Here is a 26,249-nt window from a genome sequence, read left to right on the forward strand (position 1 = left end):
CATGGCCACATCGCACATTGTTCTGTCTGGCCTGATCGCCACTGCATTGACCTTGCGTGCGATCGTTGCCTTTTACTACCGCGACAAGCAGCGCATATTGCGATTGCTGCGCCTGATACCCCGGCTACCGGACCGCAAGGAGCACTACTACCGACCGCTGGATGGCTGGCTCGCGCCGCTGCCGTTCATCTGGACCTGGCTGGATATCGTCGCCGCCGTGCTGCTCGCATCACTCTACTCCTCGCCGCTGGCCTGGCTGATGGTGGTGCTCTGGAGCGGTGGACGGCTGCGTGCGCTGCAGGAGTTTGGCCATAACGCCGTGCATTTTGCGTTGTGCCCGCATCACGATTGGCAGTGGTGGCTGAGCGATATCTTCTATCAGTTTCCAGCGTTCAAACGTGACATGCGCAGCCGACACCAGACCCACACGCTGGAACACCATCGTAACCCCAATCATCCGGATCTCGACCCCAACCGCGCACGGGTGCATGCCGGTGGCTACGTGGCCGGCATCTCCCCCGGCAAATTCTACTGGTTGCTGCTCTATCCGCTGACGCCCCAGGGGGCCCGGGTCAATCTGAGCACCATGGCGCGCAACAGCCTGTTGAATCACTCGCGCCTGAGCACGGTGGTTCGCGTCGTGTGTCTGCTGGCGGTTACCGCGCTGCTCTACTGGGCAGGCGGCTGGAAAGGCGTGCTGTTTGGCTGGCTGGTTCCGCTGCTAACGTCGTATCCGGTGTTTGCCTGGGTGTCACTGCTCACCGAGCACCGCTGGTTTGTCGAAGGGACGTCCAGGGACCGACGCGATCTTGAATACCTGGCAGGCCGACCCACCGATTATTTCGGCATCACCGGGTGGCTGATTCGCGTGTTCATCGCGCCGACGTCCGACGCCTATCACCTGGCGCACTCGCTGTACCCCGGCGTGCGCTGGAACTACCTGCCGGCGATTGACCGGCATCTGAAAATCCATGAGCCACGCTACAGCAACAACGCCAGTGAAGGCCTGCTGCTTCGACGCGGCAGCGCACCCACTGCGCTATCCGAACTGTATGAGCGTCTGGTGACCACCGGACATCCAGAAACCATCTTGAAAACCAGAGGCAGCGTATGAATACCCAGGCACATCAGCACATTCAACGTATCGGCATCATCGGCGGCAGTGGCCTTCAACAGTTGCCCGGTTTGAAGGACATACAGCTCGTCGAGTGCGAAACGGCGTTCGGCAAACCCTCTTCTCCCGTCACGCTGGGCACCCTCAACGAGGTGCCGGTGGCGTTCGTGCAGCGCCACGGTGTGGGCCATACCATCCCGCCCGCGTTCATCAATGTGCGCGCCAATATTGCCGCGCTGCGCAGTGTCGGCTGCACTCAACTGTTGTCGGTGAGTGCCGTGGGCAGCCTGAGCCACGATGCACCGCCGGGCAGCTTCGTGCTGATCGACCAGTTCATCGATCGCACCATCAAGCGCGACAAGACGTTCTTCGGGCCGGGACTGGTCGGTCACGTACCGTTTGGCGACCCGGTGTGCGGGCGCATGCGTTCGGTGCTGGCCAGCGCCGCAGAAGCCGCCGACGTGCAGGCCCGCAACGGCGGCACCTACGTGGTCATGGAAGGGCCGCAGTTTTCGACACGCGCCGAGTCCAGCCTCTATCGCCAATGGGGTGGCACCGTGATCGGCATGACCGCCATGCCGGAAGCCAAGCTGGCACGCGAAGCGGAGCTCTGCTACGCAATGATTGCCATCCCCACGGACTTCGACTGCTGGCACGAGTCCCATGAACAGGTCAACGCGACGCTGGTCGCCCAGCGAATGGCCGATACGGTCGCACTGACACGCCGTCTGGTCACCGAAGCCGTGACGCGGTTGGGCGAACACCAGGGTACCTGCTCAGCCGGGTGTGATCATGCGCTGGACACCGCCGTCATGACCGCCCCCGAGCACCGCGATCCGGAAATGATCGCGCGCCTGCTGACGGTTGCCCCCAACGCCACTCACCTGGGGGCCAAGGCATGAACAATCCGGGCACCACTCAGGACAGAGTGCGTATCAAGAAGGTCGAAGTGCTCTCGGACAACTGGTACGTACTGCGCAAGACCACCTATGACTTTCAGGGGCGCAACGGCGCCTGGCGCACCCTGACCCGGGAAACCTACGACCGCGGCAACGGTGCAACCATCCTGCTCTACAGCAAGCTGAAGAAGACCGTCGTCCTGACCCGGCAATTCCGCTTTCCGGCCTTCGTCAACGAGCACGACGGCATGCTGGTCGAAACCTGCGCCGGGTTGCTGGATCGCGACGATCCGCAAACCTGTATCCGCAAGGAGACCGAGGAAGAAACCGGTTATCGCATCCAGGAGGTGCGCAAGGTCTTCGAAGCGTTCATGAGCCCTGGGTCGGTGACCGAGCGGCTGTACTTTTTCGTCGGCGAATATTTCGATGAAAACAAGCTGAGCGACGGCGGTGGTCTGGAAGCGGAAGGCGAAGAAATCGAGGTTCTCGAGCTGCCGCTGGACGAAGCGCTGGCCATGATAGACACCGGGGCGATCTGCGACGGCAAGACCATCATGCTGCTACAGTACGCCAAGCTGCATGGACTGCTGGATTGAGGCCGGGCATGGATGAACTTATCGCTATCAGCTCGATGGAAAATGCCGAACTGGCCGAGTTCGTGGCAGGCATCAGCGAGCATATCGGTGTACCGGTGCGCCTCTCGCGCTGGTCCACATCAGAATTGATCGAACGCGTGATCGATGGCACGGCAGGCGACTGGGATCTGCTGTTGGGGACGGCTGCCACCGCCCTGCTCGATCCTGCACTGAACTCGCAGTTGCTGACGCTGGACGCGCTTGATTGCTCGACTCTGCCCGCGCAGGCGATTGCCGCCGACCGACGCTGGTTCAGCCCGTCAGGCTTTGTCCCGGCCTTTTGTTATGACCCGCACGTGCTCGCTGCCCACGGCCTCACGCCGCCACTGTCCTGGGAAGCGCTGTGCGCACCGGCGTGGGCGAATCGGATTGCCTTGCCAGATCCGGGACGCTCGGGCGCAGGCTATCTGCACCTCAGCGCGCTGCTCGAAGAGTACGGCGAGCAGGCCTGGGACAGGCTCGCTCACATTGCACAACTGCGGCCATCGATCAGCGGGTCGTCCACCGCCCCGATAGAGGCGGTGATCAAGGGCCATGCGCTGGTCGGCGTGACGGTGTCCACGGCTGCTACTCGCGCAGCGGCGCAGCGCGGTTCCCTGCACTGGTGCGTGCCCGGTGATGCACGTCGCTACGAGTTCGAAGTGTTCGGCTGTCGCGCCGGTTCGCCGCGTGCGACACAGGCGCTGCAGGCACTTGGCTGGATGCTTTCGCCGGGCGCCGCTGCCATCAGCCGACGCTACGGCAAGGTCGTGATCGGTGGCGTGTCGAGCGATACACTGGCAGCGGCCGACCTAAAGGCGCTGGATGCCATCGAGGCCAGCCATACCAAAGTCGCCCGTTGCGCACGCTGGCATTCACTGTTCGACACAAAGGCTGGCCTATGACCGACATGGCCCACAACCAATCGATGCAGTCGCCCTCTGCCCCGGCAAGAACGGAGCGACGGCCGTGGGGGATTTACCTGATGTTCGGCCTGTTCGGGGCCCAGCAAGGCATGCTCGGACCGCTGATGCCGTTTCTGCGTGCCGAGTTCAATCTTGATCTGCGCTGGACTGGCCTGCATTTCGCCGCATACGCCTTGGGGCTGGTGCTGATCGGGGTTCCCTATCGCTGGCTGGAGGGCCGGGCACTGACAATCGGCATCGGTCGTATCGCCATAGGCTCTATCGTGCTGGCCAGTGGACTGTTTTCGATCGCCGGCGGTTTGACCATGACACTGCCGGGCAGCGTACTGATGGGCTTCTCGGGTGGTCTGGTCATGGCTGTCGGACAGGCCATGCTCGGCAGACTGTATGGTAGGCAGGCTGCCGCCAAACTGGTGGAAGCTCACATCGTGGCGGGCCTCTGTGTACTGGGCGGCGCGCTGCTGGTGGGCGCCGCGACAGCCATCGGGCTGTCGTGGCGCATGGCCCCGCTGATGGTCAGCAGCTGGGCGCTGGTCATGTTCTGCCTGCCGCTGACTATTCATAAGTCCGGGGCCGGCCATAACGCCTCATCGCAAAGGGTCGATACCCCGCGCCTGCAACGCCTGACCCGGCTCAGTCTGTGGGCCTTGGTGATACTCGGGATCTCGGCGGAATGGGGCGTGGGGTTCTGGGGCGCGGAGTACATCAAGACCCATGTACAGACCAGCGCGTCGGTCGCAGCGACGCTGATGAGCCTGTACTTTGCCGGCACCGTCTGCGGGCGACTGGTCAGCAGCTACGCGCTTCGCCGGGTCTCACCGTTTACATTGCTGACCCTGGTGATATTCAGCGCCATTGCCACGCTGCTGGTGCTGTCGTTCGTACAAGGCGTCATCGGCACAGCGATCCTCACGTTCGTGCTCGGTGCCTGCCTGGGCAATTTCTTTCCGCTGATTCTTGGCTCGTCCATGCGTATTGCGCCACAGGCCAGCTCGACGCTCAGTACCCAGGCATCACAGGCGGTCGGTGTGGCGCTGCTGCTGGCGCCGTTTCTGCTCGGGCTGCTGTCCGAGCGAATCGGGGTCGAGGCAGCTTTCAGCCTGCTGATCGTCTATCCCCTTCTCATGTTGCCGCTGGTCCCCGCCTTACGTGGTGCCTGGTCTGCCGGCAACGCTACCGCCCCCTCAAAGGAGTAGGAATCGATGGCCCTTCGCGCGCTGTTGTTCGATCTGGACGGAACGCTTATCGACACCGATGAACTGCATTTGAACGCCTATAACCAGCTGCTCGCACGCTGGGAACGTTCGATGGACATCGGTTATTACAAGGCCCATGTCATGGGCTTTCCGGATGACATGATTTTTGGCGGCCTGTTTCCCGATATTCCGGCGGCGCAATACGCCAGTCTGGCGGCGGAGAAAGAGGCCATGTTTCGCGCTCAACTGGGCGAGACGATCCCGGTGGCAGGCGTGTTGCGTATCCTGGATCACGCGCGCGAAACCGGCCTGCGCACCGCAGTGGTGACCAATGCGCCCCGTGAAAACGCCATGGCCATGCTGACCGGCCTGGGCATTGTCGACCGGTTCGACACCATCGTGATCGGCGGTGAGCTGGCACGTGGCAAACCACATCCGATGCCTTATCTCACGGCCTTGGAACTGCTCGATGTGACGGCCGATCAGGCGCTTGCCTTCGAGGACTCGCTGGCAGGCGTCCAATCGGCGAGCGCCGCCGGGATCCATACCTTCGGCATGCTGTCGGGGCTGGATGAGGGTCAGCTACGAGCGGCCGGTGCCCGGGACATCATTCGCGACTTCAACGGTGATGCGCTCTGGCGACACCTTGAATCGCCCTCCTGACGCGCCCGTTTTCGGTCAGGTGCAGGGTGACATCCGCGCGCCCTCGCCTGACGAACGTTGCGCCTGCAAATCCGAGCTTTTTGCGACCCTGCACACTAAACTAGCCTCCGCGCGCACCAGACAGGTGCGCAATCTGTCGATTCAGCTGTTGCGGAGGCCGTTGTGTACAAAGGTGTGGTGCTGTCAGTCCTGGCGTCTACGCTGTTCGGGGTCATGTATTTCTATACGTCACTGATGGCCCCGCTCGACGGCGAAGAAATCTTCGGCTGGCGCATGCTGCTCACCGTGCCCTGCGCGACGCTGTTCATGCTGGTCAGCGGTGACTGGCGGCGAGTCCGCGAAGTGGCTGTCCGGCTCAGGCAGCAACCGCTGCTGATCTTCGCGCTGCTGCTGTCTTCGGTGCTGCTCGGTGCGCAGTTGCTGATCTTCATGTGGGCGCCGCTGCACGGGCGCAGTCTGGAGGTATCGCTGGGCTATTTCCTGCTGCCGCTGAGCATGATTCTCACCGGCCGCGTGGTGTATGGCGAGCACCTCTCCTACCTGCAGAAAGTCGCTGCGGTGTTTGCCCTGATCGGCGTGGCGCATGAGCTGTGGCGGCTGGGCAGTTTCTCCTGGGAAACCCTGCTGGTCGCGGGCGGCTATCCGCTGTACTTCGTGCTGCGTCGCACGCTCAAGACCGATCACCTCGGCGGGCTCTGGTTCGACATGCTGCTGATGCTGCCCATCGGCCTGTGGTTCATCGCCCACGGCCATCCGCAGGCCATTCAGCAGGCACCGCTGTTGTACCTGCTGATTCCGCTGCTCGGGGTGATCAGTGCCTCGGCGCTGGTCAGTTACATTCTTGCCAGCCGCCTGCTGCCGTTCAGCCTGTTCGGGCTGCTCAGTTATGTCGAGCCGATCCTGCTGGTCGGCGTCGCCCTGCTGCTGGGCGAGAGCATCAGTCGCGATGAATGGCTGACGTACCTGCCGATCTGGCTGGCCGTGGTGGTCCTGATGATCGAAGGCGCCAAGCATATGCTGGCCCAGCGCCGCCGCGATGCGAGCTGAGCGTCAGGACTCGGTGAAACGCTCCAGCTGCATTTCCTGAAGCCGACTGAGGGTGCGCCGAAAGGCAAACGACAGGTAGCCCTCGGTGTACAGCTCGTCCATCGGCACCGGCGCTTCGACATACAGCGGAATGCGCCGGTCATAGCACTCGTCGACCAGCGCGATGAAACGGCGCACGCCGTCATCGTTGGGCGACAACTGCGGCAGCTCGCGATCGCCTGCGGTCACCTGCTCGACGCCATCCTCGGTGCCGCGGGCAATTTTCGCTTCGCGCTGCGCGGCCCCCAGCAGCGGCACCTCGCTGAGCAGAATCACCGAAAAGCGATCACACAAGGCGATGAAATCCATGGCCGCCAGCGGCTGTTCGCAAAGGTCGCGATAGCGGCACCACACGGCCGTGTCGGAATGCTGAACCACATTGATGCTGCGATAACCGAGCATGACCTGCGAATCGTGGACCGGCTGATCCGCGCTCAACGCTTCGAAGATGCCCTGCAAGGCACTGGGTCGACCGGCTTCGGCAATCCAGTAGCGCTGATGCAGTTGCCCGGGGTGCAGCCGGTGATCCTCGCCGCCGTCGACGGCCACGACATCCATGTACTTCAGAATGGCCGCAACCGCTGGCAGGAAGCGCTCGCGATTATGGCCATGGCTGTATAACTGCTCCGGTGGCTGGTTGGACGTGCAGACCAGCACCACGCCCTCTTCGAACATCACCTGCAGCAGCCCGCCGAGAATCACCGCGTCGCCGATATCGGTGACGAACAGCTCATCGAAACACATCACCCGCACGTCACGCGCCAGCTCCCTGGCGACCACGGTCAGCGGCTGGGAAGTGCCCATCAACTCGAACATGCGTTTGTGCACCCAACGCATAAAGTGATGAAAATGCTGACGCCGGGCCGGTATGCTCAGGCTCTCGAAAAAGCGGTCCATCAGCCAGGTCTTGCCACGCCCGACCGGCCCCCACAGATATACGCCGCGGGCCCTACCGCGAGCGTCGGCCAGCCCCTCGTAACACGCCTGCAATTGCCGGGCGGCCTGCAACTGCGCCTGATCGGGTTGAAATCCACGCTGGACGGCACGTTCGTAGGCTTGCAGAGGAGAGACGGCATCCATCAGGCACACACCCTTCGCTATCGGAGAAAAGACATCCAGCGTATACGAGGCTGCGCCGCGCAACGCAACTCATCAACTCAACTCAGGCATGCTGCACGCCGGCACGCTTGAGCAGTCGCTTGCAGCGCTCGGACAGGTGGACCACACGCAGATGCTTGTCCGCTTTGGCGTAGCGCTCGCGCAGGGTTTTGAGCGCAGCGATGGCCGAGTAATCGACAAAGCTCAGATGGCGGCAATCCAGTGTCACCTGAGTCGGGTCTTCGGCCGGGTTGAACTGGTCGAGAAACGGTGTGGTCGAGGCGAAGAACAGCGTGCCATGCAGGTGGTAGACCTTGCTGCCATCGGCTTCGATGTGACTGTCGGCGTACAGCTCGCGAGCCTGCTGCCAGGCGAAATTGATTGCCGCGATGATAATCCCGAACACCACTGCGGTGGCCAGATCGGTCAGCACCGTGACCACGGTCACGGCAATGATCGCCAGCACGTCGTTGACCGGCACCTTACGCAATACGCGCAGCGAGGCCCAGGCGAAGGTCTGCTGGGCGACCACGAACATCACTCCGACCAGTGCCGCCAGTGGAATGCGCTCGATCAGCGGCGAGAGGAACAGCACGAACATCAGGATCATCAAACCCGCTACCACGCCCGACAGACGACCGCGGCCGCCAGAACTCAGGTTGATCACGGTCTGGCCGATCATCGCGCAGCCACCCATGCCGCCGAAGGCACCGGACACCACGTTGGCAGCACCCAGTGCCACGCACTCGCGATCCGGATAACCACGGGTTTCGGTGATCTCGTCGGTCAGGTTCAAGGTCAGCAGGGTTTCCAGCAGACCGACCAGCGCCATCAGGATCGCGTAAGGCGCGATGATGCGCAGCGTCTCCAGATTCCACGGAATGTCCGGCATGGCGAATACCGGCAAGCCACCAGCAATGTGCGCCATGTCGCCCAGGGTGCGGGTCGGCAGGCCAAGCAGGTAGACCGCCAGCCCGACGCTGAGGATGGCCACCAGCGCTGGCGGCGCAACGCGGGTCAGGCGTGGCAACAGGTAGACAATCGCCATGGTCAGCGCCACCAGCCCGAGCATCACGTACAGCGGCGTACCGCTGAGCCATGATTCACCCACTTTGAAGTGTTCCAGTTGCGCCATCGCGATGACGATCGCCAGGCCGTTGACGAAGCCCAGCATCACCGGATACGGCACCAGACGCACCAGTTTGCCGAGCCGCAGCAAGCCGAACAGGATCATGATCAGACCGCCCAGCAATACGGTCGCCAGCAAATACTGCACGCCCTGCTGAACCACCAGCGCGACGATCACCACGGCCATGGAACCGGCCGCACCGGACACCATGCCCGGACGCCCGCCGAACAGCGCAGTCAGGGTACAGATGATGAATGCGCCGTAGAGCCCCATCAGCGGATTGAGATGGGCCACCAGCGCGAAGGCGATGCACTCGGGCACCAATGCAAAAGATGTGGTGAGGCCTGCCAGGACTTCGGCACGTATACGGATCGTTTTCATGGGTTACCTGAGCGGCGCTCCGTGGAAGAAGCGCAAAAAAGGGGGCATATTACGCAAACCTTTGACGACCGACCACCACGGCGGGGCTTCCAGGAAGGCTCTCTGATGATCGGCCCATGCCCCAAAACAACAAGGAGTAGACCGATGCAATGGAATGGAACGCTGCTCTGCACAGGCCTTCTGCTGGCCAGTGCGGTGGCTGTTGCCGACGACGACACGGCGGCTGTCGACGCATTCGTGCAGGCAGAAGCCAGCAAAGTGATGCAGGAAAATCACATTGCGGGCCTGTCGATCGCCGTCACTCGCCAGGGCAAACAGCAGTTCTACACCTACGGCGTCGCGTCAAAAGCCACCGGCCAGCCAGTGACCCGCGATACGCTGTTTGAACTTGGCTCGATCAGCAAGACCTTCACCGCCACCCTCGCTACCTGGGCGCAGGCCAATGGGCAGCTGTCGCTGACGCAAAGCATCGACAGCTATATTCCGCAGTTGCAGGCCACGCGGCTGGGCAAGGTGCCGGTTTTCCATCTGGGCACTCACACGGCTGGCGGCTTCCCGCTTCAGGTGCCGGATAACGTGCAGAACCCCCGCCAGTTAATGGAATATTTCAAGGCCTGGCAGCCCGAATATCTGCCCGGCACCCATCGCACCTACGCCAATCCCAGTGTGGGCCTGCTCGGCATGGTTGTGGCGCGCAGCATGAAGCTGCCGTATGAAACAGCCCTGCAGCAGCGGCTGTTTCCGGCGCTGGGTCTGAGCAGCACCTATATCGATGTACCCGATGAAAAACAGGCGCTGTATGCGCAGGGCTACAACAAACTCGACGAGCCGGTCAGGGTCAATCCAGGTCCGCTGGCGGCGCAAGCCTACGGGGTGAAATCGAGTACCCGGGACGTACTGCGTTTTATCGAAGCGAACATCGGCCTCGGTCAAAACGACGCCGCGCTGCAAAAAGCCCTGCGCGACACTCGGACCGGCTACTTCAAGGTCGGCGGTATGACTCAGGACCTGATCTGGGAGCAGTATCCGCTGCCGGTCCGTCTCGAGACGCTGCTTGAGGGCAATGCCAGCGCCATGCTGAACACGGTCAAAGCCGAAATGATCGAGCCGCCGCAGGCAGCGCAATCTTCGGTCTGGGTCAACAAAACCGGATCAACCAACGGTTTCGGCGGCTACGTGGCGTTCATTCCGGAAAAACAGCTCGGCATCGTGATTCTGGCCAACAAAAACTATCCGAATGAAGAGCGCGCAAGGCTGGCTTACCGGATTCTTGGCCAACTGCAGTGCTGTTCAGAGGAGCCGGGTACGCTCTGACGATTCGGCGAAATACTCGTCTTCCAGCAGCATGTCTTCAAAAAAGGCACCGTAGGTGTGATCAGGGTGCCTGATATGGATTTCCAATACCCATAACTGGCTGCTGGGTGTGAATTCGATATCGGCCATCGCACCTTTGTAGATCGCGGTATGCGGAAAGTCCGACAACCTGTGGCCATCAAGGTCCATATTCAACTCCCAGCCACGCCGCTCACTGGCTTGGGCAGCAAAAAGGTAAAGGGCCTTGCCCGTTGCTCCAGTGGTCAGCCAATGCCGGCGTACTTCGTGGAATATCGCTTGTGAATCCTGCGCGCAACGAGCCTTCCCGATATCAGTGCCGGTCACGAACGTTTGCCCGCCATCGCCCTCGAAGCCCTGCCAGGTCGGGCCGATATCAATAAAGAAAATGTCGTCTTCGCCAAGTACGACTCCGACGTCGGAGGGGGCACCGAAAGTCTTGATGGTGTTGCTTGCGAAGCGGACAAATACCCCATGCCATCCGCGAAGCATTTCCCGTTCTGCAAGCACATGTTTGGCCAGCTCAAGCGCTTGTTCTTCAATCATACCCGGCTTGATCAGCCCTGCTATTTCCATCACCGCGTCACGCGTCATGTTGCGGACCCTCATCATGTTGCTTGCGTTGTAATGCGCGCCGACGGCTTCCAGAGCATCACGATCATGCAGATTGAGCATGGGAGTTACCTCAATTGAGAGCGAATGGGTTTCAAAGGGGGTGTTGACCACTACAGCCCAGTGGAGCGGCGGTTATCCGTTGCAACCTGACGTGCGGCGGCAATGCGCTCTCAAAAGGCTCAGAACCCGTTCGTTCTCCTCGATAAAAGAAAACGAACCGCTGCGTTCAAGAAACTCAAGTTCGACACAGCCCTGTTCGAACTCGCGTTGCAAATCGGGATAAAGTGCGCGGTCATGACGGCCGGCCAATACTTTTACAGGCACCGAAATTTCTTTGAGACGCGGTCTGAAATCAGGAATGCTCAACAACTGGCCGCCGATGTCGAAATCGACATCCTTGCCACAAAACACCGGATAGAGTTCTGTATTGCGCGCTCCCGGTTCGGTCAGCAGCCTGCTGGCGTTTTCCGGGTTGTAAAACCTTACAAGCGCAGTCGCCCTGCCGAACAGCGCTTGCATCTCTGGCGACGTAGACACCTCCCCCTGCGCGCGTATTCGTTGTATGGCCGCCCACACTTCAGGCAACTGACACCTGATCACGTGGTTGATGTTGTCGTGATTCTTCTGCCACATCTGCGGGCTGTGCAGGGAGTTGCACAGCAGTAGGGAGCGCACGCTGAAAGGCTCATCCAGCGTGACTTGCAGGCTGATCAACCCACCATAGGAAAACCCGAACAGATGGGCGCCGTCCGGGCATAGCTGTTTTATCAGCGCTTTTACATCAAGCACATCTTCAGCAAAGGTGATGTCCGTGAGGCTAACTGGCCGATCGGAGCGACCCCGGCCATAAAGGTCGACGTAGATCACCCGAAAATCTCTGTGCAGGTCGTCAAAGTGTGGATGAAAGATCGCATGTGAACCGGCCGGCCCCAGACCAGCCAGTAACACCAAAGGCTCACCCTCCCCGCACTGCTCGACCCAAAGCCTTTTACCCCTGACCTCGCAGAGAGTGCCCGGTGCATGCTGGATACAGACTTGTCCGGTCATGCAGCCCCCTGCTCAAGGCTCTGAAATACTGCTTTTTCAGCCTGTCGAACGGCAATGACATCTTTTTCCAACTGCCTGGGATCGCTGTGGGCCAGCACGACAAATCCGAGTGCCAGCGTGGCAAACAGATCCCGAGTCGCAGGTACTGCCTGCTGATCCTGAACCTGAATACTGGTATCCAGACAGGAGGAAAGCTGCGCAAGTGCATGCAGCCTGGCCACCCCTCTGACCACTGAGGGTGCCAATGCCCTGAAAAACACTACAGTCATGTTCTTGAGCAGGGTATAGCGCCGACCAGGCACGATGCTGTGTGCAAAGTAATTGACTGAACGGTGAATCTGACTGTCTCCCGTTGCCTGAAAACAAAGCCGCGGGTGCCCTCCGCCGTGGGGTCTGGCCCCCACTTCGACCAAGCGCAAACCGTCGCGGGTCTGCATGATTTCAATATGAGCATTGCCCCAGTGAATGCCCAGCGCGTTCAAAACCTCCTGCGCATAGTCCATCAGCGGCTCTACCACGGCATCCTCCGGGCTGACCCAATCCATTCGGTCGTAGATGGCCATGCCGGTTGCATGCTCCAGCTTGGTGTACTTGCAGACACTGCAGAGCGTGTGCGTGCCGCCGTGGCTGAATGTATCGACAACGTACTCTGTACCTGACAGGTACTCCTGAATCAGTACCCGGTCGTTGATGATTCCCAGCCGATTGGGCTGACCGAGCAAAGCATCGAATGCCTGTTTGAGGCCAGACTCGTCATCCACTCTGACAACGCCGTCGGTACTGGCACTTTTAGGAGGTTTGACTACCAGACTGCGGCCTGCAAGTCCGCTGCGCAGCAGCCAGTCCTGCATGAGGGAAAAATCATCCGTACATATCTGTTTCATCATCGCCACGCCAGACTCGACCGCAGCCTGCGCCATCACACCCTTATCCCGCCTGGCGGCTGCCAGATCAACCGTGTTTGCGCACTCGGGGACCAGTAACGGAGCCAGTTGTTCGGCAAGCTCCACGCCGGATTCGCAGCCGGCAAGTACACAGAGCGGCAGGTAGTTACGCAACGTGTCAAGCAACGGGCCAAGGTCTTCGCTATCGGCGACGCAGACCCGCTCGAAGTCTGAGGGTCGATAAGAAGCGGCGTAGACATCCGGCGGTTCTACTGACGAGAGAACCGCAATGACCTTGCAGCCAGAGGACTCAAACTCCCTGGCAAACAGGCTGCCGGACGAATACGGGTCCACGATGACCACATAGCGTTGCGCGACCGGGCTCATGATGCCGCTCCCAGCATCTCGCCGATTTTCGCGCAGTAACGGTCCCATGCATCCTGTACCGAGGGGCTCAAGGAGCGCGCCCGAATGGCGGCATGAACCATTCCGGGCTCGATCACCCACTCGACGTCGACCCCCTGCTCCTGCAACTTGTGCGCATACTGCTCGGCATCAATGGCCAGCGAGTCTTTTTCCGCCCCCATGATGTAGGCTTTGGGCAAACCCTCGAAATTGCCTGCTATCAGGGGCGAGATATAAGGGTGCGAAACGGTCTGGGCGTCCGGCGAATAACACGCGGTATAGAACTCCATTTCTCCACCTGTCAGCAATGGCGCGTCATCGCCTCCCTCTTGCCACCGTGTGAAGTCCAGCACCGGACTGATCAAAGCCTGACCAGCAAGTTCTGGACCGTTGCGATCACGGCACATCATGGCGATGACCACGGCCATATTCGCCCCCGAGCTGTCTCCTGCGATGACAATGCGTCTGGGGTCAATTCCCAGAAGCGCGGCGTTTTCGCAGGCGTAGACCAACGCCGCATAACAATCTTCCAGCGCCCCGGGAAAAGGATGCTCCGGGGCGAGTCTGAAATCGACCGCCATAACCTTTACCGAAGCCTTGGAAGCGATCTCGGCAGCAGCACTGTGGTGCGTGTCCAGGGAGCCGACCACGAAACCGCCACCCCTGATGTAGATGACCAGACCTGCATGGAGTGTCTGCGCCGGTTCATAAAACCGGAATCGCGTGGGCAACTGGCGATGGATCACATCCTGCTCGCTCCAGCTCACGTCAGCCGGAACGTCGTAAGGAAACTCGACCACAAGGCTCTGATACAAGCGGCGTTGTTCATCCAGCGGATACGTATAGAAATCAGGCGGCATGACTGCGTTGCAGCGCCCCACAAACTCTTCAATACCAGGTGCGTAACTCATCGACGATTCTCCAGCAGGTTAGTGGGTGACATCCGCGTTCACTGCCTGATTCGGTGCGCGTAGATCGGCCAGAATCCCTCGCCTTACGAGCGGCAACAGACACAGAGCAGTTCCTATCCCACCGAACCAGAGCGTCCATTCGAGCCCTGCATACGTGATGATCAGAGAGGTCAAGACGCTGCCCATGGGAATCGCTCCCCAGATCATGAAGCGCTGTACCGAATTCACTCTGCCCAGCAGCGTCAGAGGCGTTTCGGTCTGCCTCAGTGTCAATGAAGTGGGGCCAAATACGCCTTCGCCCAGACCGTGCAGAACGCTGGCAGCAATCAGCCCTGCAATAGAATCCGCGGCACCGAAGACAGCAATCAGGAACAGACCGCAGACCGAGGTCGCCGCAGCGATAACCAGCGTGCGCGAAATACCGAAGTGGTTCATCAACCGCGACGAGATTAGATTAGCCACCGGAAAACCTGCCGCTGCGGCACCGATTACCAGGCCGATAGTGCCGGGAGACAGCATCAGAACATCTTTGCAATACAGCACAAGGCTGGTTTCTATGATGGTCAGAAACAGCACATACACGGCACCGCATAAAAACACTGGCTCAAGTTTCGGGTGCGAAAAGACAAATCTCAGTCCGGCCTTTATATCGGACATGATCGACATTCTTACCGGTGCGACCTCGGCTCGATCCAGGTCAGTTCTCTGATGGCGAATCGCGCCCAGCGTGAGCGCCGAGACCAGAAAAGAACCTCCATTGAGCAAAATGGCTAAAGGCGGCGCAAACACGGCAATGACGGGCCCTGCGGCCATGGGTCCGAGCGTTCGAGCGATCGACTCGGAAAAAAACAGCTTGGCGTTACCTTTCTGAAGCTCACTGGCCCTGGAATAGAGTTCAGGGAGAAACGAGTTATAGGCCACCTGAAAGAACACAGTGGCCACCCCCGCACAGAACACCAAAACCATCAGCAAGGGAAAGGTCATCCAGCCTTGCATCGAGAGCAATGCGATGCTTGCATACACGACCATCTGAACCAGATCAGCCAGTATCATTGTCTTGCGCTTGGGCAGGCGGTCAACCCACGCACCGACCGGCAGCCCGAAGAAAAGAAAGGGTACAAACATCAGAAACGGCAACAACACCGCCTGCGCCGCCGATGCACCGACCACTTGCACGGCCAGCAGCGGAAGTCCGATAACCAGAAACTGATTACCCAACAGACTTAACGATTGACCCGACCATAATAAATTGAAATTCCTGTGCGCAGCGTGCTGCACCGGATCTGTTGTTTCAGCGTCCATACCGCATCTCCTGACTCATGGGAACGGGCCGCGCCTTGATTGGGGCAGCCGGGTGCCTCAACCGGCAATCGTGCGCAGCGCACCCGTTGAAAGGCTGTCGCCGAACTGCACACCACTGCAATCGATGGAGAAAGGCACTTGATAATCCTGCCCCTGCCGGACATAGACCGGACTGTCGAACAATTGAACGGCCTGCATCCAGTGAGAGCGACTGTTATGAGGATCGTTGGACAGACAGTTATCGTCCTTCAAGTACAGGTCGAACCAGAAAACAACACCATGCGCCACCGCGTTGGCATCTGCGGTAAAAGTCATTTCTGACGCCATATCAAAAGAGACACGGCCCTCAAACCTGGCGCTGTAAAACTCGACCGGATCGCTGATCAGTTGGTGAGGCCAGGTCTGTAGACGAACCGGAAAATAGCCAGCAGTTTTGAATTGATTGAAAGCGCTGACATCCAGCCCATAAATATCGTCGTGCACACCGTTCAGATTGGCTACGTCCTGGCTCGATAGCAGACAGGCATTCAACGTGACGGCGCGAGGAATCACCTCAGCGTCCGGTTTCAACAACTCGCGTTTGGCATGCAACAGGGCCATACCGAAACCTTCGCCAAAAAAACCGCAGTCAACCGTTTCGGAAATCATGACGTCGATGTGCCGAGGCACGTCGACACCTGACAAAAGGTCCGTAGACATTTTATTAATGACCGTCACCTGCTGTTCCAGCCCGTTGGCGCGAATGATTTCCCGTGCCTTGTCGGCCACGCGTGTATTGAACTCGCAGGTGTAAACATGCCTGGCCCCTTTGCGAGCGATCAGCATGGCGAGCAATCCCGACCCGGTGCCTATATCCAGAACGGTTTTACCGGAAAAGTCTGTTGCTTCAATGGCCTCGTAAAACGCTTGGTTACGCTGGTGGTCATTCAACATCGCGAAGTGCCAGCGAGGAATACTGGTGACCCTATGAGGGGGCTCGCCCACGGCGGGGGAAGTAAAAACGGGTGTACTGTTTACACTCAACATTTCATCTCTCCGAAGATAATAATGATCGTCTTTCCATGCCGCACTGGATCAAACGTTCTGTATGAGGCGTTGAAAATCCTGAAGGCCGACCCACACAGCGCCCCTGTTTTGCACGTAGGGAATATCCAGATAAGGAATCCGGCATTTTCTGGTTTTCCTGCCATGCCAGGGGCAGGTCACCGACTCCTCATCCTCACTGCCATGCGTCAAAGGCCCGCCCCGGTGCTGGCACGTCATATCCTTGAACGTAATCTCTCCGTGCTCTCCACGTCGCATCTGAATGTATTTGAGCGCCGTTTTTATAACCGTGTCGTGACCTGAGCTTTCAAAGGCTATAAGTTGCATAGTGGCGATAATCCCCAATAGAAAGAATTCGGTACTTGCAAGACTCGGAAAGCACCAATGCACCGTGCAGTCTGTTTTTGGCAATAACCACACACTCGCCAGGTCCCAGATCGCTGAAGCAGTCAGGGCCATGGCAAAACCTCAGCAGGCCTTCATCCACGATGCAGAACTCATCGCCGTCATGCACATGAGGAACGGAAAGTTCGCCTTTTGGCTCGTCAAGGTGAGTCACGGGTATCGTGTGAATACTGGCCAGTACTGCGGCTTTGATATCCATGCCCAGTTGTCGATACTGCGCACGCTTGTCCATCCATGTTATTTGCGCACACAGATCATCTTCCATGATCTGTTGCAGGGCGCAGGCCATTTCGATGCCCTTGACAAACTCGGGATATACACAAGCACCGTACTTCTCTGCCAGCGGCAACAACAGCTCATTCAACGTCATGGACCCGTGGTAGCCGTCGATATGAACATGCTCGGTGTAATAGCGCGTGTCGGCGTCTGAAAAGCAGCGTTGCAGCAGTGCCTTGACACGTCCGCAGTAAGGACCGAATGAGTTTTCCGCATAGGTGATTGCGCCGACGTATTCAAAAAACCGTTCGGGGCTGCGCGTCAGCATATGAAAGTAGTTGTTATTGAGCAGAGAAGCATTCAGATAAAAATTCCAGTACGCATGTGAATGATCCTGGAGGCCGACAGATTTCAATGTTTCCTTGAACAGCGTGCTGTGTTTGGCAGCATGTCTGCCGTAGCCAAACTCATCCAGCAGCACACGGAACAAAGCCGATTGCGCTTCGCCGAAATCACCTTTCACAAACCGGGCCATGTGCGATGACTCGGGCAGGAAGTCTACGGCGTGCTGCATCAGCAGAAGACGCACCAGTACGGCCTGATCGGTGGCGTTTTCTATGAGGCTGATCGAATCGTTACCGGCGGAGGATGAAGGTTCCAGCCTGTTCGCCAGGTAGCGCTTGAACAACATACTGTCCCACTCTCCACCGACAGTCACTTCGTCCTGCAACGCGCCCAATACCCGGTGCTCCAGTTCAGGAATCAAGGTGGCGGCCAGTGCTCTGAGCGGGTCGCTGTAAGACGTCTTGAGGGCAGCAACAATATTTTCCGACGTGTCTGGCAAGTAGAAAAAATCTTGTTCATACAGTGCAGTCAATGCCCGGTTCATCGTAAAGGATGAAGCGTCAAATAATGTCGTTCGGGAAACAGGTTCAAAACTCAAATACGCGAATGCCTGGGGCCGAAGTGGTCTTTTCCATACGCTGTTTTTTTCAACCCAGGAAACACCATCTTTGTAGAGGTGTATGTCCTTTAAGCGAGCCATATGATCGTCGAAGTCGTATACAGACAATGCAGATTCCATTGCAATACTCCCAAGCCATTAGGTGCGGTCGATTAGATCAGGCAATCCATTACTTGCTTTCACACGTACGACAGCGCCAAGGCGCTCTAATACGTTCCGCTCGACGGCGCTAACAGAAGAAGTAGCAGGCGGGACAATCACTTTATTTCAGGATGATACGAGGAACACCCCGTTTCTTGCTTTCACATTATCTTGGCAATCGAAAGTTTCACGTTCGACCTGCTTTCCGATTTCCAGTGTCGATACTCGGCAGCCATGCACCTGCCACAGGGGCGAAAACCGGCAGAAATAGCTGTCGGCTCGTCAATAAAAAAGACCCGGTGCTGCCTGTAACCTCCCTTGCTCAACGCCAGAAGCGCGGCGGGACAATTCAGACGACCGTATATCTTGCTTCGTCGATGCCCTCCCAACCGACCCGGCTCGCGGCTCAGAAAGGGTTCACCCTGTGCATCCACGAGCTTCCACATTGATGTGCACCTCACACCTTGCACTTGGCAAAAGTGGTGTCATCGTGCTCCTGGCCGTTGTCCAGTCGAAAATCTTCAGCCTTATCCTGGAATTCAAGCTCAAGCAATTTGCGCTTGCGCTCGACACCCCAACGATAACCGGATAAAGACCCGTCGCTGCGCACGACACGATGGCAGGGAATGGCAACTGCCAGCTTGTTGGCACCGCACGCGTTGGCGACCGCCCGTACCGCACTCGGCATACCTATTCTGGCGGCGATATCGGTGTAGGTTGCAGTCGATCCGGCAGGTATATCCCTGAGCGCCTGCCATACCCGCTCCTGAAAAACCGTGCCACGAATATCGAGCGGTAGCGCCAGGCCGGTCGCGGGTGATTCGACAAACCCCACCACCTCGGCGACCAGTTGTTCAAACTCTTCATCCCCGCCGATCAGGTTGGCATTGGGGTACTGATCCTGAAACCTTTCGACCAGAACATTCGGGTCATCCCCCAGTGAAATGGCACAGATACCCTTGGTGCTTCTGGCCACCAGAATCGAGCCCAGTGAACTTTCACCCAATGCAAACCTAATATCGACATTGGCCCCGCCTGCCCGATATTCGGAAGGTTTCATACCCAGCATTTTCTGCGAAGCCTCATAGAATCGGCTATTGGAGTTGAAACCTGCTTCATACAGCGCACTGGTGATGGTCACATCGTGAGAGAGCTGGACTTTCACTCGCGAGCGCAAGGAAGCGACGCTATAGGCTTTCGGCGTCAACCCCGTAAGTTTCTTGAAGGTGCGGTGAAAATGAAAACTGCTCATTCCGACCTTTTCCGCAAGGTCGCTGAGGTTTGGCACCGAGTCGAACGTGTCGATCAGCCTGCAGGCTTCGGAAACCGCCGCAGCATGCTTGATTGCCACGCTTTCCTGATCACTGTTGCCGCGCATCGACGGGCGAAAACCAGCGGCTTCAGCCTCGCCCTCTGTATCAAAGAATACGACGTTTTCCGGCTTGGGAAGCTTGGTCGGGCTGCACGGCTTGCAATAGATACCCGTCGTCACCACGCCATAGACAAAATCAGCGCCGATTCCCGAACGGCGGTTGATCAGAACATTCCAGCGCGGATCGTCTTCGGTCCGTGGAGCGTGCTCTGCGACTCGATTCTCTGTGCTTTCCATGGTAGTACCCCGCCTTGAGTTTCCATGAACATATCGTCAACCGAACCCATTGGCACTCCGACTCTTGCTTTCAAATTCGAAATGGGGCGCTTTCGACCAAATCGATAGGCACACGCCAAAGATACCAGGCCGCAACCGTTCTGAACGGTGCGAACCGTTCAGCCATAGCGGCCATCTCTTTATGACCTGGCTTGAGCTCGAGAGCATACAGCCGTCGGTAACCTTCGCACACGCCATAGTCGCTGGCTGGCATCACATCCATCTGCCCCAGACCGTAGATAAGCATCATTTCCACGGTCCAGCGGCCGACACCCGGCAACTGAACAAGACGAGCGACCAGTTCCTCATTGCTCATGGCCAGTGCATCACTGATATCAGGGACCAGCCCATTGCTCCTTGCAACAGCAATAGCCTTGATTGCGCGGCACTTGGACGCCGAGAAACCGCAGGACCGCAGTGTCTGTTCATCCAGATCGATCAACGCCTGCGCAGCCGGGAAGGCGGTGTCTGGAAACAGGGCCCGCAGCCTCATGACTATCGCGTCGCCCGCCTTGGCATGTAACTGCTGATAGGCGACAGCCTTGATCAGTGCCTGAAATGGATCCTGCGCGGAAGTGACCGGGTGCAGGCAGGGACCGACGTGATTGATAAGCAACTCCCAGCGCCTGTCGATGGCCTTGAGCCGTTCGACTGCATGGGCGTGTGGCGCATCAGCCCTATCCGATTCTGGTGACATGGTGTTTTCCAAAGCGAAAGATATGAGCCGAAGGAAAGCTCAATGTGAGTGAACCGTCGCAGTTTCTGCAAATGATCGCGTTATGCTCCAGCCCCAGCAACCACGCAGCCCTCCTGATCAGGTTCGCGCGGCGACCTGCATCATTGCGCATCGTGAAAGATAACGCCCAAAGTGAAGCGACTCCCCGTGAGAACCTCACTGACGCCATGCCGGGCGAAAACCGAGTAGAAACCCCGAGCCCCCTTCACCGGGCGCCGGTTAACGGCAAATATCACCGCGTCACCGGCCTCCAGAGGCACGACGCTGACTCTCGACTGCATTCTGGGCCGCTGTTCGGTGATGACAAACTCGCCACCCGAGAACGCCTCGTGCGGTGGCGACAACAAAACAGCCATCTGCAAAGGGAATAAAGTGTCGCCATACACATCCCGATGCAGGCAGTTATAGTCCCCCGCGCCGTAACGCAGTAGCAAGGGAGTGGGTCGGGTCTGACCAGCGGCGTGGCATTGGTCGAGGAATGATGAGTGCTGCTCGGGGTATCGGTGTTCGAATCCGAGATTCTCGTTCCAGCAGTTGGCCAGAGGCACAAGGCGACGATAAATATCAGACCTGAGTGCCGCAACAGGCTCGGGCAGCGGGTACGCGAAATACTTGTATTGTCCCGCGCCGAAACCGTGCCGCCTCATATCGATGCATGACCTGAACAAATGTTCCTGAGGGTACGACTCAGCGATGCGCGCGCAGGTGTCCGCTCGCAACAAGCCTGAAAAGACCGTAAACCCATGGTCGTTGATACGTCGCAGATGCTGGGTCCAGTTTTCCGAATCGAGCCTTGATTGCAGCGTAGGGTCGAGCATTGGCGTCCTTCCTTAAATGGCATGCTTTACCCTACGCACACCCTGGGCGCAGCGCCTCCCGTTTATTGCTCCTGAATTCTTCGCTGAACCTAACCTGAACGACCTGCCAAAAACACAAAGCCGATAAAAAACAACTACCCGCATTCAAGAATGAGTATCATTATGTTACGCAGTGTTTCCGGCCTACGACCCGCTGAGACACGTTCACCCTACAGCTTTGACCCGGTGAGATATGCTCGTTCCCTTTTTGATCATGCTGCGCGAAGGCATCGAAGCCGCGCTTATCGTTGGCATTATCGCCAGTTACCTGAAGCAGACCGGCCGCGGCGAGTGGATGCCTGCGGTGTGGATCGGCGTATTTCTGGCTGCCGCGCTGTCGCTGTTCGTCGGTGGCGGGCTTGAGTTGATGAGTGCCGAGTTTCCGCAGAAGCAGCAGGAACTGTTCGAAGGCATCGTCGGCCTGATCGCGGTCGGCATTCTCAGCTCCATGGTGTTCTGGATGCGCAAGGTCGCGCGGTCGATCAAACACGCGCTGCACGAATCACTCGACGCTGCCCTCACCGGCTCGAAAAACCAGACCTACGCGCTGATCGCCATGGTGTTTTTCGCCGTGGCCCGCGAAGGCCTGGAAACCGTGTTCTTTCTGCTCGCCGTATTCCAGCAGAGCGAAGGCTCCGGCGCGCCATTGGGCGCCCTGCTCGGCCTGTTGCTGGCAGTCGCTTTCGGCGTGGCCATCTACAGCGGCAGCATGCGCCTCAACCTGAGCCTGTTTTTCCGCTGGACCGGGTTGTTCATTCTGGTAGTGGCAGCGGGCATTCTCGCCAACTCCGTTCAGGCACTGCATGAAGCCGGGGTCTGGAATCACCTGCAGGAAGTGGTTTTCGACATCAGTGCGCTGCTGCCGATGGACGGCCCTGCCGGTTCGGTACTGGCCGGCATGTTCGGTTACCAGGACGCGCCGACGGTCAGCACCCTGAGTGCCTACCTGATTTACCTGATCGGGGCGCTGCTGCTGTTCTTCAAGCCGCACACCCCGGCCGCTTGCAGGGTCATGCAGCCAAACACATCTTCTGTTACGAACGAATAAGGGCCTCCATGTCTAACCGTCCCTCAGGGCCTTCCGGGAAAGCCCGGCCGCCCCGTGTCCTGCGATTGGCAGTCGCCGGCTCAGTGATCCTGATGATCGCCGCAGGCGGGCTGTTCTACTACGCCTCGCAGGTTGCGGCCAAAAAGCGCGCGGCCAATGCCGGTACTGAAACCGTGGTCAATATCCACGCCCACAACTGCGAACCGAACGCCTTGACGGTCGCCGCGGGCAAGAACGCCTTCCGCATCGTCAACCGCTCGGAGCGCGCCGTCGAATGGGAAATCCTCGATGGCGTGCTGGTGATTGAAGAACGGGAAAACATCGCGCCAGGTCTGAGCCAGGTGATCAATGCCAACCTGGCACCCGGCGATTACGCGATTACCTGCGGTCTGCTGAGCAACCCGCGTGGCACCTTGCATGTCACGCCGACGGCAGAGTCCGACGCCAAGGCCAAGGCGCGTCCGTCCATGACCGCCTTCATCGGGCCGCTCTCCGAGTACCGCGTGTACCTGAGCCTGCAGAGCTCGGCGCTGATCAAGGCCGTCACCGCCTTGCAACAGGCCATTGATGCCGGCGACCTGAGCGCTGCTCAAGCAGCCTACCTGCCAGCCCGCGCCGCTTACCAGCGCATTGCACCGGCTGCACAGCGCCTGGCCGAGCTGGACAATGCGATCAACGCCCGCGCCGACTATTACGAGAAACGTGAACAGGACCCCGGCTTCGGCGGCTTTCATCGCATTGAATACGGCCTTTACGAGCAACACAGTGTCGAGGGCCTGGCGCCGGTCGCACAGCGTCTGCAAACCGATGTCACCCAGCTCAAGCAACAGTTGATGGCGCAATCGCTGGCGCCCGAACAACTGGCGGCCATTGCCACGCGCACACTGCGCAGCCTGGCTGATGTGCGCAGCAACGGCGAAGAGGAACGCTACAGCCACAGAGACCTCAACGGCTTTGCTGCCAATCTGGACGGCACCCGCAAGATCGTCGACCTGCTGCGGCCGTTGCTGGCCCGCAGTGCGGGCGATCTGTTGCAAAAGATCGACGCAGCCATGGCTGATCTGGACACCACGCTCGATGCGTTGAGCAGCGCCGATGGCGGCGTGCGCCCCTACGATCAAGTGGATGAGGCGCAGCGTCAGCAGATCGCCGCCAAGGCTGGCGCTCTGGCTGACGCACTCAATGGCATCGACCCGGCACTCGGCCTCTCCGGCCTTTGATTTACTGGAGCACAGCACGATGAAAAATCCGGACAGCAATCCAGAAACAAGCAACGCTCCGGCCTCCCTGCAACGCCGCCGCGTGCTGATGGGGCTTGGCGCTGCAGGGGCCGCGCTGGCTGGCAGCAGCCTGAGTGGCAACGTACTTGCCGCAGCACCTGCAAAAGTCGCCGAAGCGCCGAACAGTGAGAAAACGCAGGACCACAACGAGTTTCACGGCCTGCATCAGAGCGGCATCGTCAACCCACGCCCTGCTGCGGGCATGCTGGTGGCATTCGATGTTCTGGCCGCAGACCGTGAGGACCTGGAACGTCTGTTTCGCACGCTGAACGAGCGCATCGCATTCCTGATGACCGGTGGCCCGGTGCCGGAGATCGATCCGAAACTGCCACCGCCGGACTCGGGCATTCTCGGTCCGGTGGTGACCCCGGACAACCTGACCATCACCGTGTCGGTGGGCGAGTCGCTGTTCGACGAGCGTTTTGGTCTGGCCCCGATCAAGCCGAAACGCTTGAGCCGCATGACCGGTTTCCCCAACGATGCGCTGGACCCGGCCAGTTGCCATGGCGACCTGAGCATCCAGTTCTGCGCCAACACCGCCGACAGCAACATCCATGCGCTACGCGACATCGTCAAGAACCTGCCCGACCTGCTGCTGGTGCGCTGGAAACAGGAAGGCACCGTGCCGCCCCAGGCACCGAAGAAACCCGGTCAGCCGCCGGAAAGCGCGCGCAACTTTCTGGGTTTCCGGGATGGCTCGGCGAACCCGGATTCCAACAACCAGAAGACCATGAACGAACTGGTCTGGGTGCAGCCGGGCAGCGACGAACCGGCCTGGTCCGCCAACGGCAGCTATCAGGCGGTGCGCATCATCCGCAACTTCGTCGAGCGCTGGGACCGCACGCCCTTGCAGGAGCAGGAGTCGATTTTCGGCCGCAGCAAAAGCACCGGCGCGCCCATGGACGGCAAAGTCGAGAGCGATGTGCCCAACTACGCAGCCGACCCGGAAGGCAAGAAAACCCGGCTGGATTCGCACATCCGCCTGGCCAACCCGCGTACTGCCGAAAGCCAGCGCAACCTGATCCTGCGCCGCCCGTTCAATTACTCCAACGGGGTGAACAAGAACGGTCAGCTGGACATGGGTCTGCTGTTCATCTGCTACCAGGCCGACCTGGAAAAAGGCTTCATTACGATACAGAGCCGGCTTAACGGCGAGCCGTTGGAGGAATACCTCAAACCGGTCGGTGGCGGCTATTTCTTCACCCTGCCGGGGGTAACCGGCGACCAGGATTTCATCGGTCGCTCGCTGCTGGCGGCCGTATCGTCCACTCAAAACGCATGACCTATCCACTCCTGACCCGGAAGACCCTCATGAAAAAGACGCCCCTGGCTTTGCTCCTGACCCTTGGCCTGCTCCAGACTCCACTGGCGGCCTTCGCCGCTACCGCGCCGCTGGATCTGGTAGGCCCGGTGTCGGACTACAAGATCTACGTGACCGAGAACATCGAAGAACTGGTCAGCCACACCCAGAAATTCACCGATGCCGTGAAGAAAGGCGACATCGCGACAGCCAAGAAGCTCTACGCCCCAACCCGCGTGTACTACGAGTCGGTCGAGCCGATTGCCGAACTGTTCAGTGACCTGGACGCGTCCATCGACTCACGCGTCGACGACCATGAACAAGGCGTGACGGCGGAAGACTTCACCGGCTTCCATCGCCTGGAATATGCGCTGTTCTCGCAGAACACCACAAAAGATCAAGGCCCTATCGCCGACAAGCTGTTGAGCGACGTCAAAGACCTGGAAAAGCGCGTGGCCGACCTGACCTTCCCGCCGGAAAAAGTCGTCGGCGGCGCCGCAGCCCTGCTGGAAGAAGTGGCAGCGACCAAGATCTCCGGCGAAGAAGACCGTTACAGCCACACCGACCTGTATGACTTCCAGGGCAACATCGACGGCGCGAAGAAAATCGTCGACCTGTTCCGCCCGCAGATCGAACAGCAGGACAAGGCCTTCTCCAGCAAAGTCGACAAGAACTTCGCCACCGTGGACAAAATCCTCGCCAAGTACAAAACCAAGGACGGTGGCTTTGAAACCTACGACAAGGTCAAAGAAAACGACCGCAAAGCCCTGATCGGCCCGGTCAACACCCTGGCAGAAGACCTCTCGACCCTGCGCGGCAAACTGGGCCTGAACTGACCTGAAGCGCCGCGCCTGCCCAAGGTGCGGCTCTTTGCCCTGCCCGGTGGTTACTGCACCTGAGTGTGACGCGGAGCGTCACGAACTGCATTCCCACGCGGAGCGTGAGGAACGATAGTCATCAGATTCCGGGCCGTGCCTTTAGCCAAATCCAAATTGCTCTAAAGTGCTT

26 protein-coding genes are annotated in these 26,249 nt (G+C 59.1%); 12 read left to right on the plus strand and 14 right to left on the minus strand.

The window, feature by feature from the left end; all coding sequences use genetic code 11:
- Position 1: 1 nt before the first annotated feature.
- From P406_RS20820 to rarD, 7 genes are all read left to right on the plus strand, one after another.
- Complete coding sequence (locus tag P406_RS20820) at positions 2-1,114, plus strand: fatty acid desaturase family protein (protein ID WP_046237235.1); 1,113 nt, start codon at positions 2-4, stop codon at positions 1,112-1,114.
- Positions 1,111-2,016, plus strand: coding sequence for an S-methyl-5'-thioadenosine phosphorylase (gene mtnP, locus P406_RS20825; protein ID WP_046237236.1), 906 nt, complete (start codon positions 1,111-1,113; stop codon positions 2,014-2,016). The genes P406_RS20820 and mtnP overlap by 4 nt, the downstream gene beginning before the upstream one ends.
- On the plus strand, positions 2,013-2,609 hold the full coding sequence (nudK, locus tag P406_RS20830) for a GDP-mannose pyrophosphatase NudK (protein ID WP_046237237.1): 597 nt from the start codon (positions 2,013-2,015) through the stop codon (positions 2,607-2,609). The genes mtnP and nudK overlap by 4 nt, the downstream gene beginning before the upstream one ends.
- Before the next feature lie 8 nt (positions 2,610-2,617).
- On the plus strand, positions 2,618-3,532 hold the full coding sequence (locus P406_RS20835; protein ID WP_046237238.1) for an ABC transporter substrate-binding protein: 915 nt from the start codon (positions 2,618-2,620) through the stop codon (positions 3,530-3,532).
- Positions 3,529-4,749 (plus strand): MFS transporter, encoded by a 1,221-nt coding sequence (locus tag P406_RS20840; protein ID WP_046237239.1) that lies wholly within the window; start codon positions 3,529-3,531, stop codon positions 4,747-4,749. Before P406_RS20835 ends, P406_RS20840 begins: the two co-directional genes overlap by 4 nt.
- A 6-nt stretch (positions 4,750-4,755) precedes the next feature.
- On the plus strand, positions 4,756-5,412 hold the full coding sequence (locus tag P406_RS20845) for an HAD family hydrolase (protein ID WP_046237240.1): 657 nt from the start codon (positions 4,756-4,758) through the stop codon (positions 5,410-5,412).
- A gap of 162 nt (positions 5,413-5,574) precedes the next feature.
- Positions 5,575-6,459: an EamA family transporter RarD gene (gene rarD, locus P406_RS20850; protein ID WP_046237241.1), complete on the plus strand. Its 885-nt coding sequence runs from the start codon at positions 5,575-5,577 to the stop codon at positions 6,457-6,459.
- Between the two features lie 3 nt (positions 6,460-6,462).
- Here rarD and zapE read toward each other — a convergent pair whose 3' ends face one another.
- Together zapE and P406_RS20860 are read right to left on the minus strand one after the other, a co-directional pair.
- The gene (zapE, locus tag P406_RS20855) at positions 6,463-7,578 is read right to left on the minus strand and encodes a cell division protein ZapE (RefSeq protein ID WP_046237242.1); all 1,116 of its coding nucleotides are present in this window, start codon (positions 7,576-7,578) and stop codon (positions 6,463-6,465) included.
- A gap of 82 nt (positions 7,579-7,660) precedes the next feature.
- A complete protein-coding gene (locus P406_RS20860) occupies positions 7,661-9,106 on the minus strand; it encodes a SulP family inorganic anion transporter (protein WP_046237243.1) in 1,446 nt (481 codons plus the stop codon).
- Positions 9,107-9,250: 144 nt separating this feature from the next.
- On the opposite strand from P406_RS20860, the gene ampC reads away from it, so the two are divergent.
- Positions 9,251-10,420: a class C beta-lactamase gene (gene ampC, locus P406_RS20865; RefSeq protein WP_046237244.1), complete on the plus strand. Its 1,170-nt coding sequence runs from the start codon at positions 9,251-9,253 to the stop codon at positions 10,418-10,420.
- Here ampC and P406_RS20870 read toward each other — a convergent pair.
- The 12 genes from P406_RS20870 to P406_RS20920 form a co-directional block, all read right to left on the minus strand.
- The gene (locus P406_RS20870) at positions 10,397-11,113 is read right to left on the minus strand and encodes a M24 family metallopeptidase (protein ID WP_004410986.1); all 717 of its coding nucleotides are present in this window, start codon (positions 11,111-11,113) and stop codon (positions 10,397-10,399) included. The genes ampC and P406_RS20870 overlap by 24 nt on opposite strands.
- Positions 11,114-11,185: 72 nt before the next feature.
- The gene (locus P406_RS20875) at positions 11,186-12,100 is read right to left on the minus strand and encodes an alpha/beta fold hydrolase (RefSeq protein WP_235810361.1); all 915 of its coding nucleotides are present in this window, start codon (positions 12,098-12,100) and stop codon (positions 11,186-11,188) included.
- Complete coding sequence (locus tag P406_RS20880) at positions 12,097-13,371, minus strand: ATP-grasp domain-containing protein (protein WP_046237245.1); 1,275 nt, start codon at positions 13,369-13,371, stop codon at positions 12,097-12,099. The genes P406_RS20875 and P406_RS20880 overlap by 4 nt, the downstream gene beginning before the upstream one ends.
- Positions 13,368-14,300 carry an alpha/beta hydrolase gene (locus tag P406_RS20885; protein ID WP_004410990.1) on the minus strand — a complete coding sequence of 311 codons (933 nt, stop codon included), beginning with the start codon at positions 14,298-14,300 and terminating at the stop codon, positions 13,368-13,370. Before P406_RS20885 ends, P406_RS20880 begins: the two co-directional genes overlap by 4 nt.
- A gap of 18 nt (positions 14,301-14,318) precedes the next feature.
- The gene (locus tag P406_RS20890) at positions 14,319-15,602 is read right to left on the minus strand and encodes an MFS transporter (protein WP_046237246.1); all 1,284 of its coding nucleotides are present in this window, start codon (positions 15,600-15,602) and stop codon (positions 14,319-14,321) included.
- Positions 15,603-15,659: 57 nt separating this feature from the next.
- A complete protein-coding gene (locus P406_RS20895) occupies positions 15,660-16,628 on the minus strand; it encodes a class I SAM-dependent methyltransferase (RefSeq protein WP_080343829.1) in 969 nt (322 codons plus the stop codon).
- A 48-nt stretch (positions 16,629-16,676) separates the two neighbouring features.
- Entirely contained in the window at positions 16,677-16,973 is a 297-nt protein-coding gene (locus tag P406_RS30380) for a Rieske 2Fe-2S domain-containing protein (protein WP_046237247.1), read from the minus strand.
- The gene (locus P406_RS20905; protein WP_235810363.1) at positions 16,954-18,351 is read right to left on the minus strand and encodes an iron-containing redox enzyme family protein; all 1,398 of its coding nucleotides are present in this window, start codon (positions 18,349-18,351) and stop codon (positions 16,954-16,956) included. Before P406_RS20905 ends, P406_RS30380 begins: the two co-directional genes overlap by 20 nt.
- A gap of 182 nt (positions 18,352-18,533) precedes the next feature.
- On the minus strand, positions 18,534-18,818 hold the full coding sequence (locus P406_RS28185; RefSeq protein WP_080115806.1) for an Ada metal-binding domain-containing protein: 285 nt from the start codon (positions 18,816-18,818) through the stop codon (positions 18,534-18,536).
- Between the two features lie 11 nt (positions 18,819-18,829).
- Positions 18,830-19,981 (minus strand): bifunctional DNA-binding transcriptional regulator/O6-methylguanine-DNA methyltransferase Ada, encoded by a 1,152-nt coding sequence (gene ada, locus P406_RS20910; protein WP_046237249.1) that lies wholly within the window; start codon positions 19,979-19,981, stop codon positions 18,830-18,832.
- Between the two features lie 70 nt (positions 19,982-20,051).
- Entirely contained in the window at positions 20,052-20,717 is a 666-nt protein-coding gene (locus tag P406_RS20915; protein WP_004411004.1) for a DNA-3-methyladenine glycosylase family protein, read from the minus strand.
- A 140-nt stretch (positions 20,718-20,857) separates the two neighbouring features.
- Complete coding sequence (locus tag P406_RS20920; RefSeq protein ID WP_046237250.1) at positions 20,858-21,574, minus strand: 2OG-Fe(II) oxygenase; 717 nt, start codon at positions 21,572-21,574, stop codon at positions 20,858-20,860.
- Positions 21,575-21,806: 232 nt separating this feature from the next.
- Between P406_RS20920 and efeU the strand changes: the two genes are divergently transcribed.
- The 4 genes from efeU to efeO (P406_RS20940) are packed head-to-tail and all read left to right on the plus strand — an operon-like array spanning position 21,807 to position 26,077.
- The gene (gene efeU, locus P406_RS20925) at positions 21,807-22,661 is read left to right on the plus strand and encodes an iron uptake transporter permease EfeU (RefSeq protein ID WP_046237251.1); all 855 of its coding nucleotides are present in this window, start codon (positions 21,807-21,809) and stop codon (positions 22,659-22,661) included.
- An 8-nt stretch (positions 22,662-22,669) separates the two neighbouring features.
- A complete protein-coding gene (gene efeO / locus P406_RS20930) occupies positions 22,670-23,881 on the plus strand; it encodes an iron uptake system protein EfeO (protein ID WP_046237252.1) in 1,212 nt (403 codons plus the stop codon).
- Between the two features lie 19 nt (positions 23,882-23,900).
- Positions 23,901-25,223, plus strand: a complete 1,323-nt coding sequence (efeB, locus tag P406_RS20935; protein ID WP_046237253.1) for an iron uptake transporter deferrochelatase/peroxidase subunit — start codon at positions 23,901-23,903, stop codon at positions 25,221-25,223.
- 29 nt (positions 25,224-25,252) lie between these two features.
- Entirely contained in the window at positions 25,253-26,077 is an 825-nt protein-coding gene (gene efeO, locus P406_RS20940) for an iron uptake system protein EfeO (protein ID WP_003417764.1), read from the plus strand.
- The last annotated feature ends 172 nt before the right edge of the window (positions 26,078-26,249 follow it).

The organism is Pseudomonas syringae pv. coryli str. NCPPB 4273, from assembly GCF_000972175.1.
GTDB lineage: Bacteria > Pseudomonadota > Gammaproteobacteria > Pseudomonadales > Pseudomonadaceae > Aquipseudomonas > Aquipseudomonas syringae.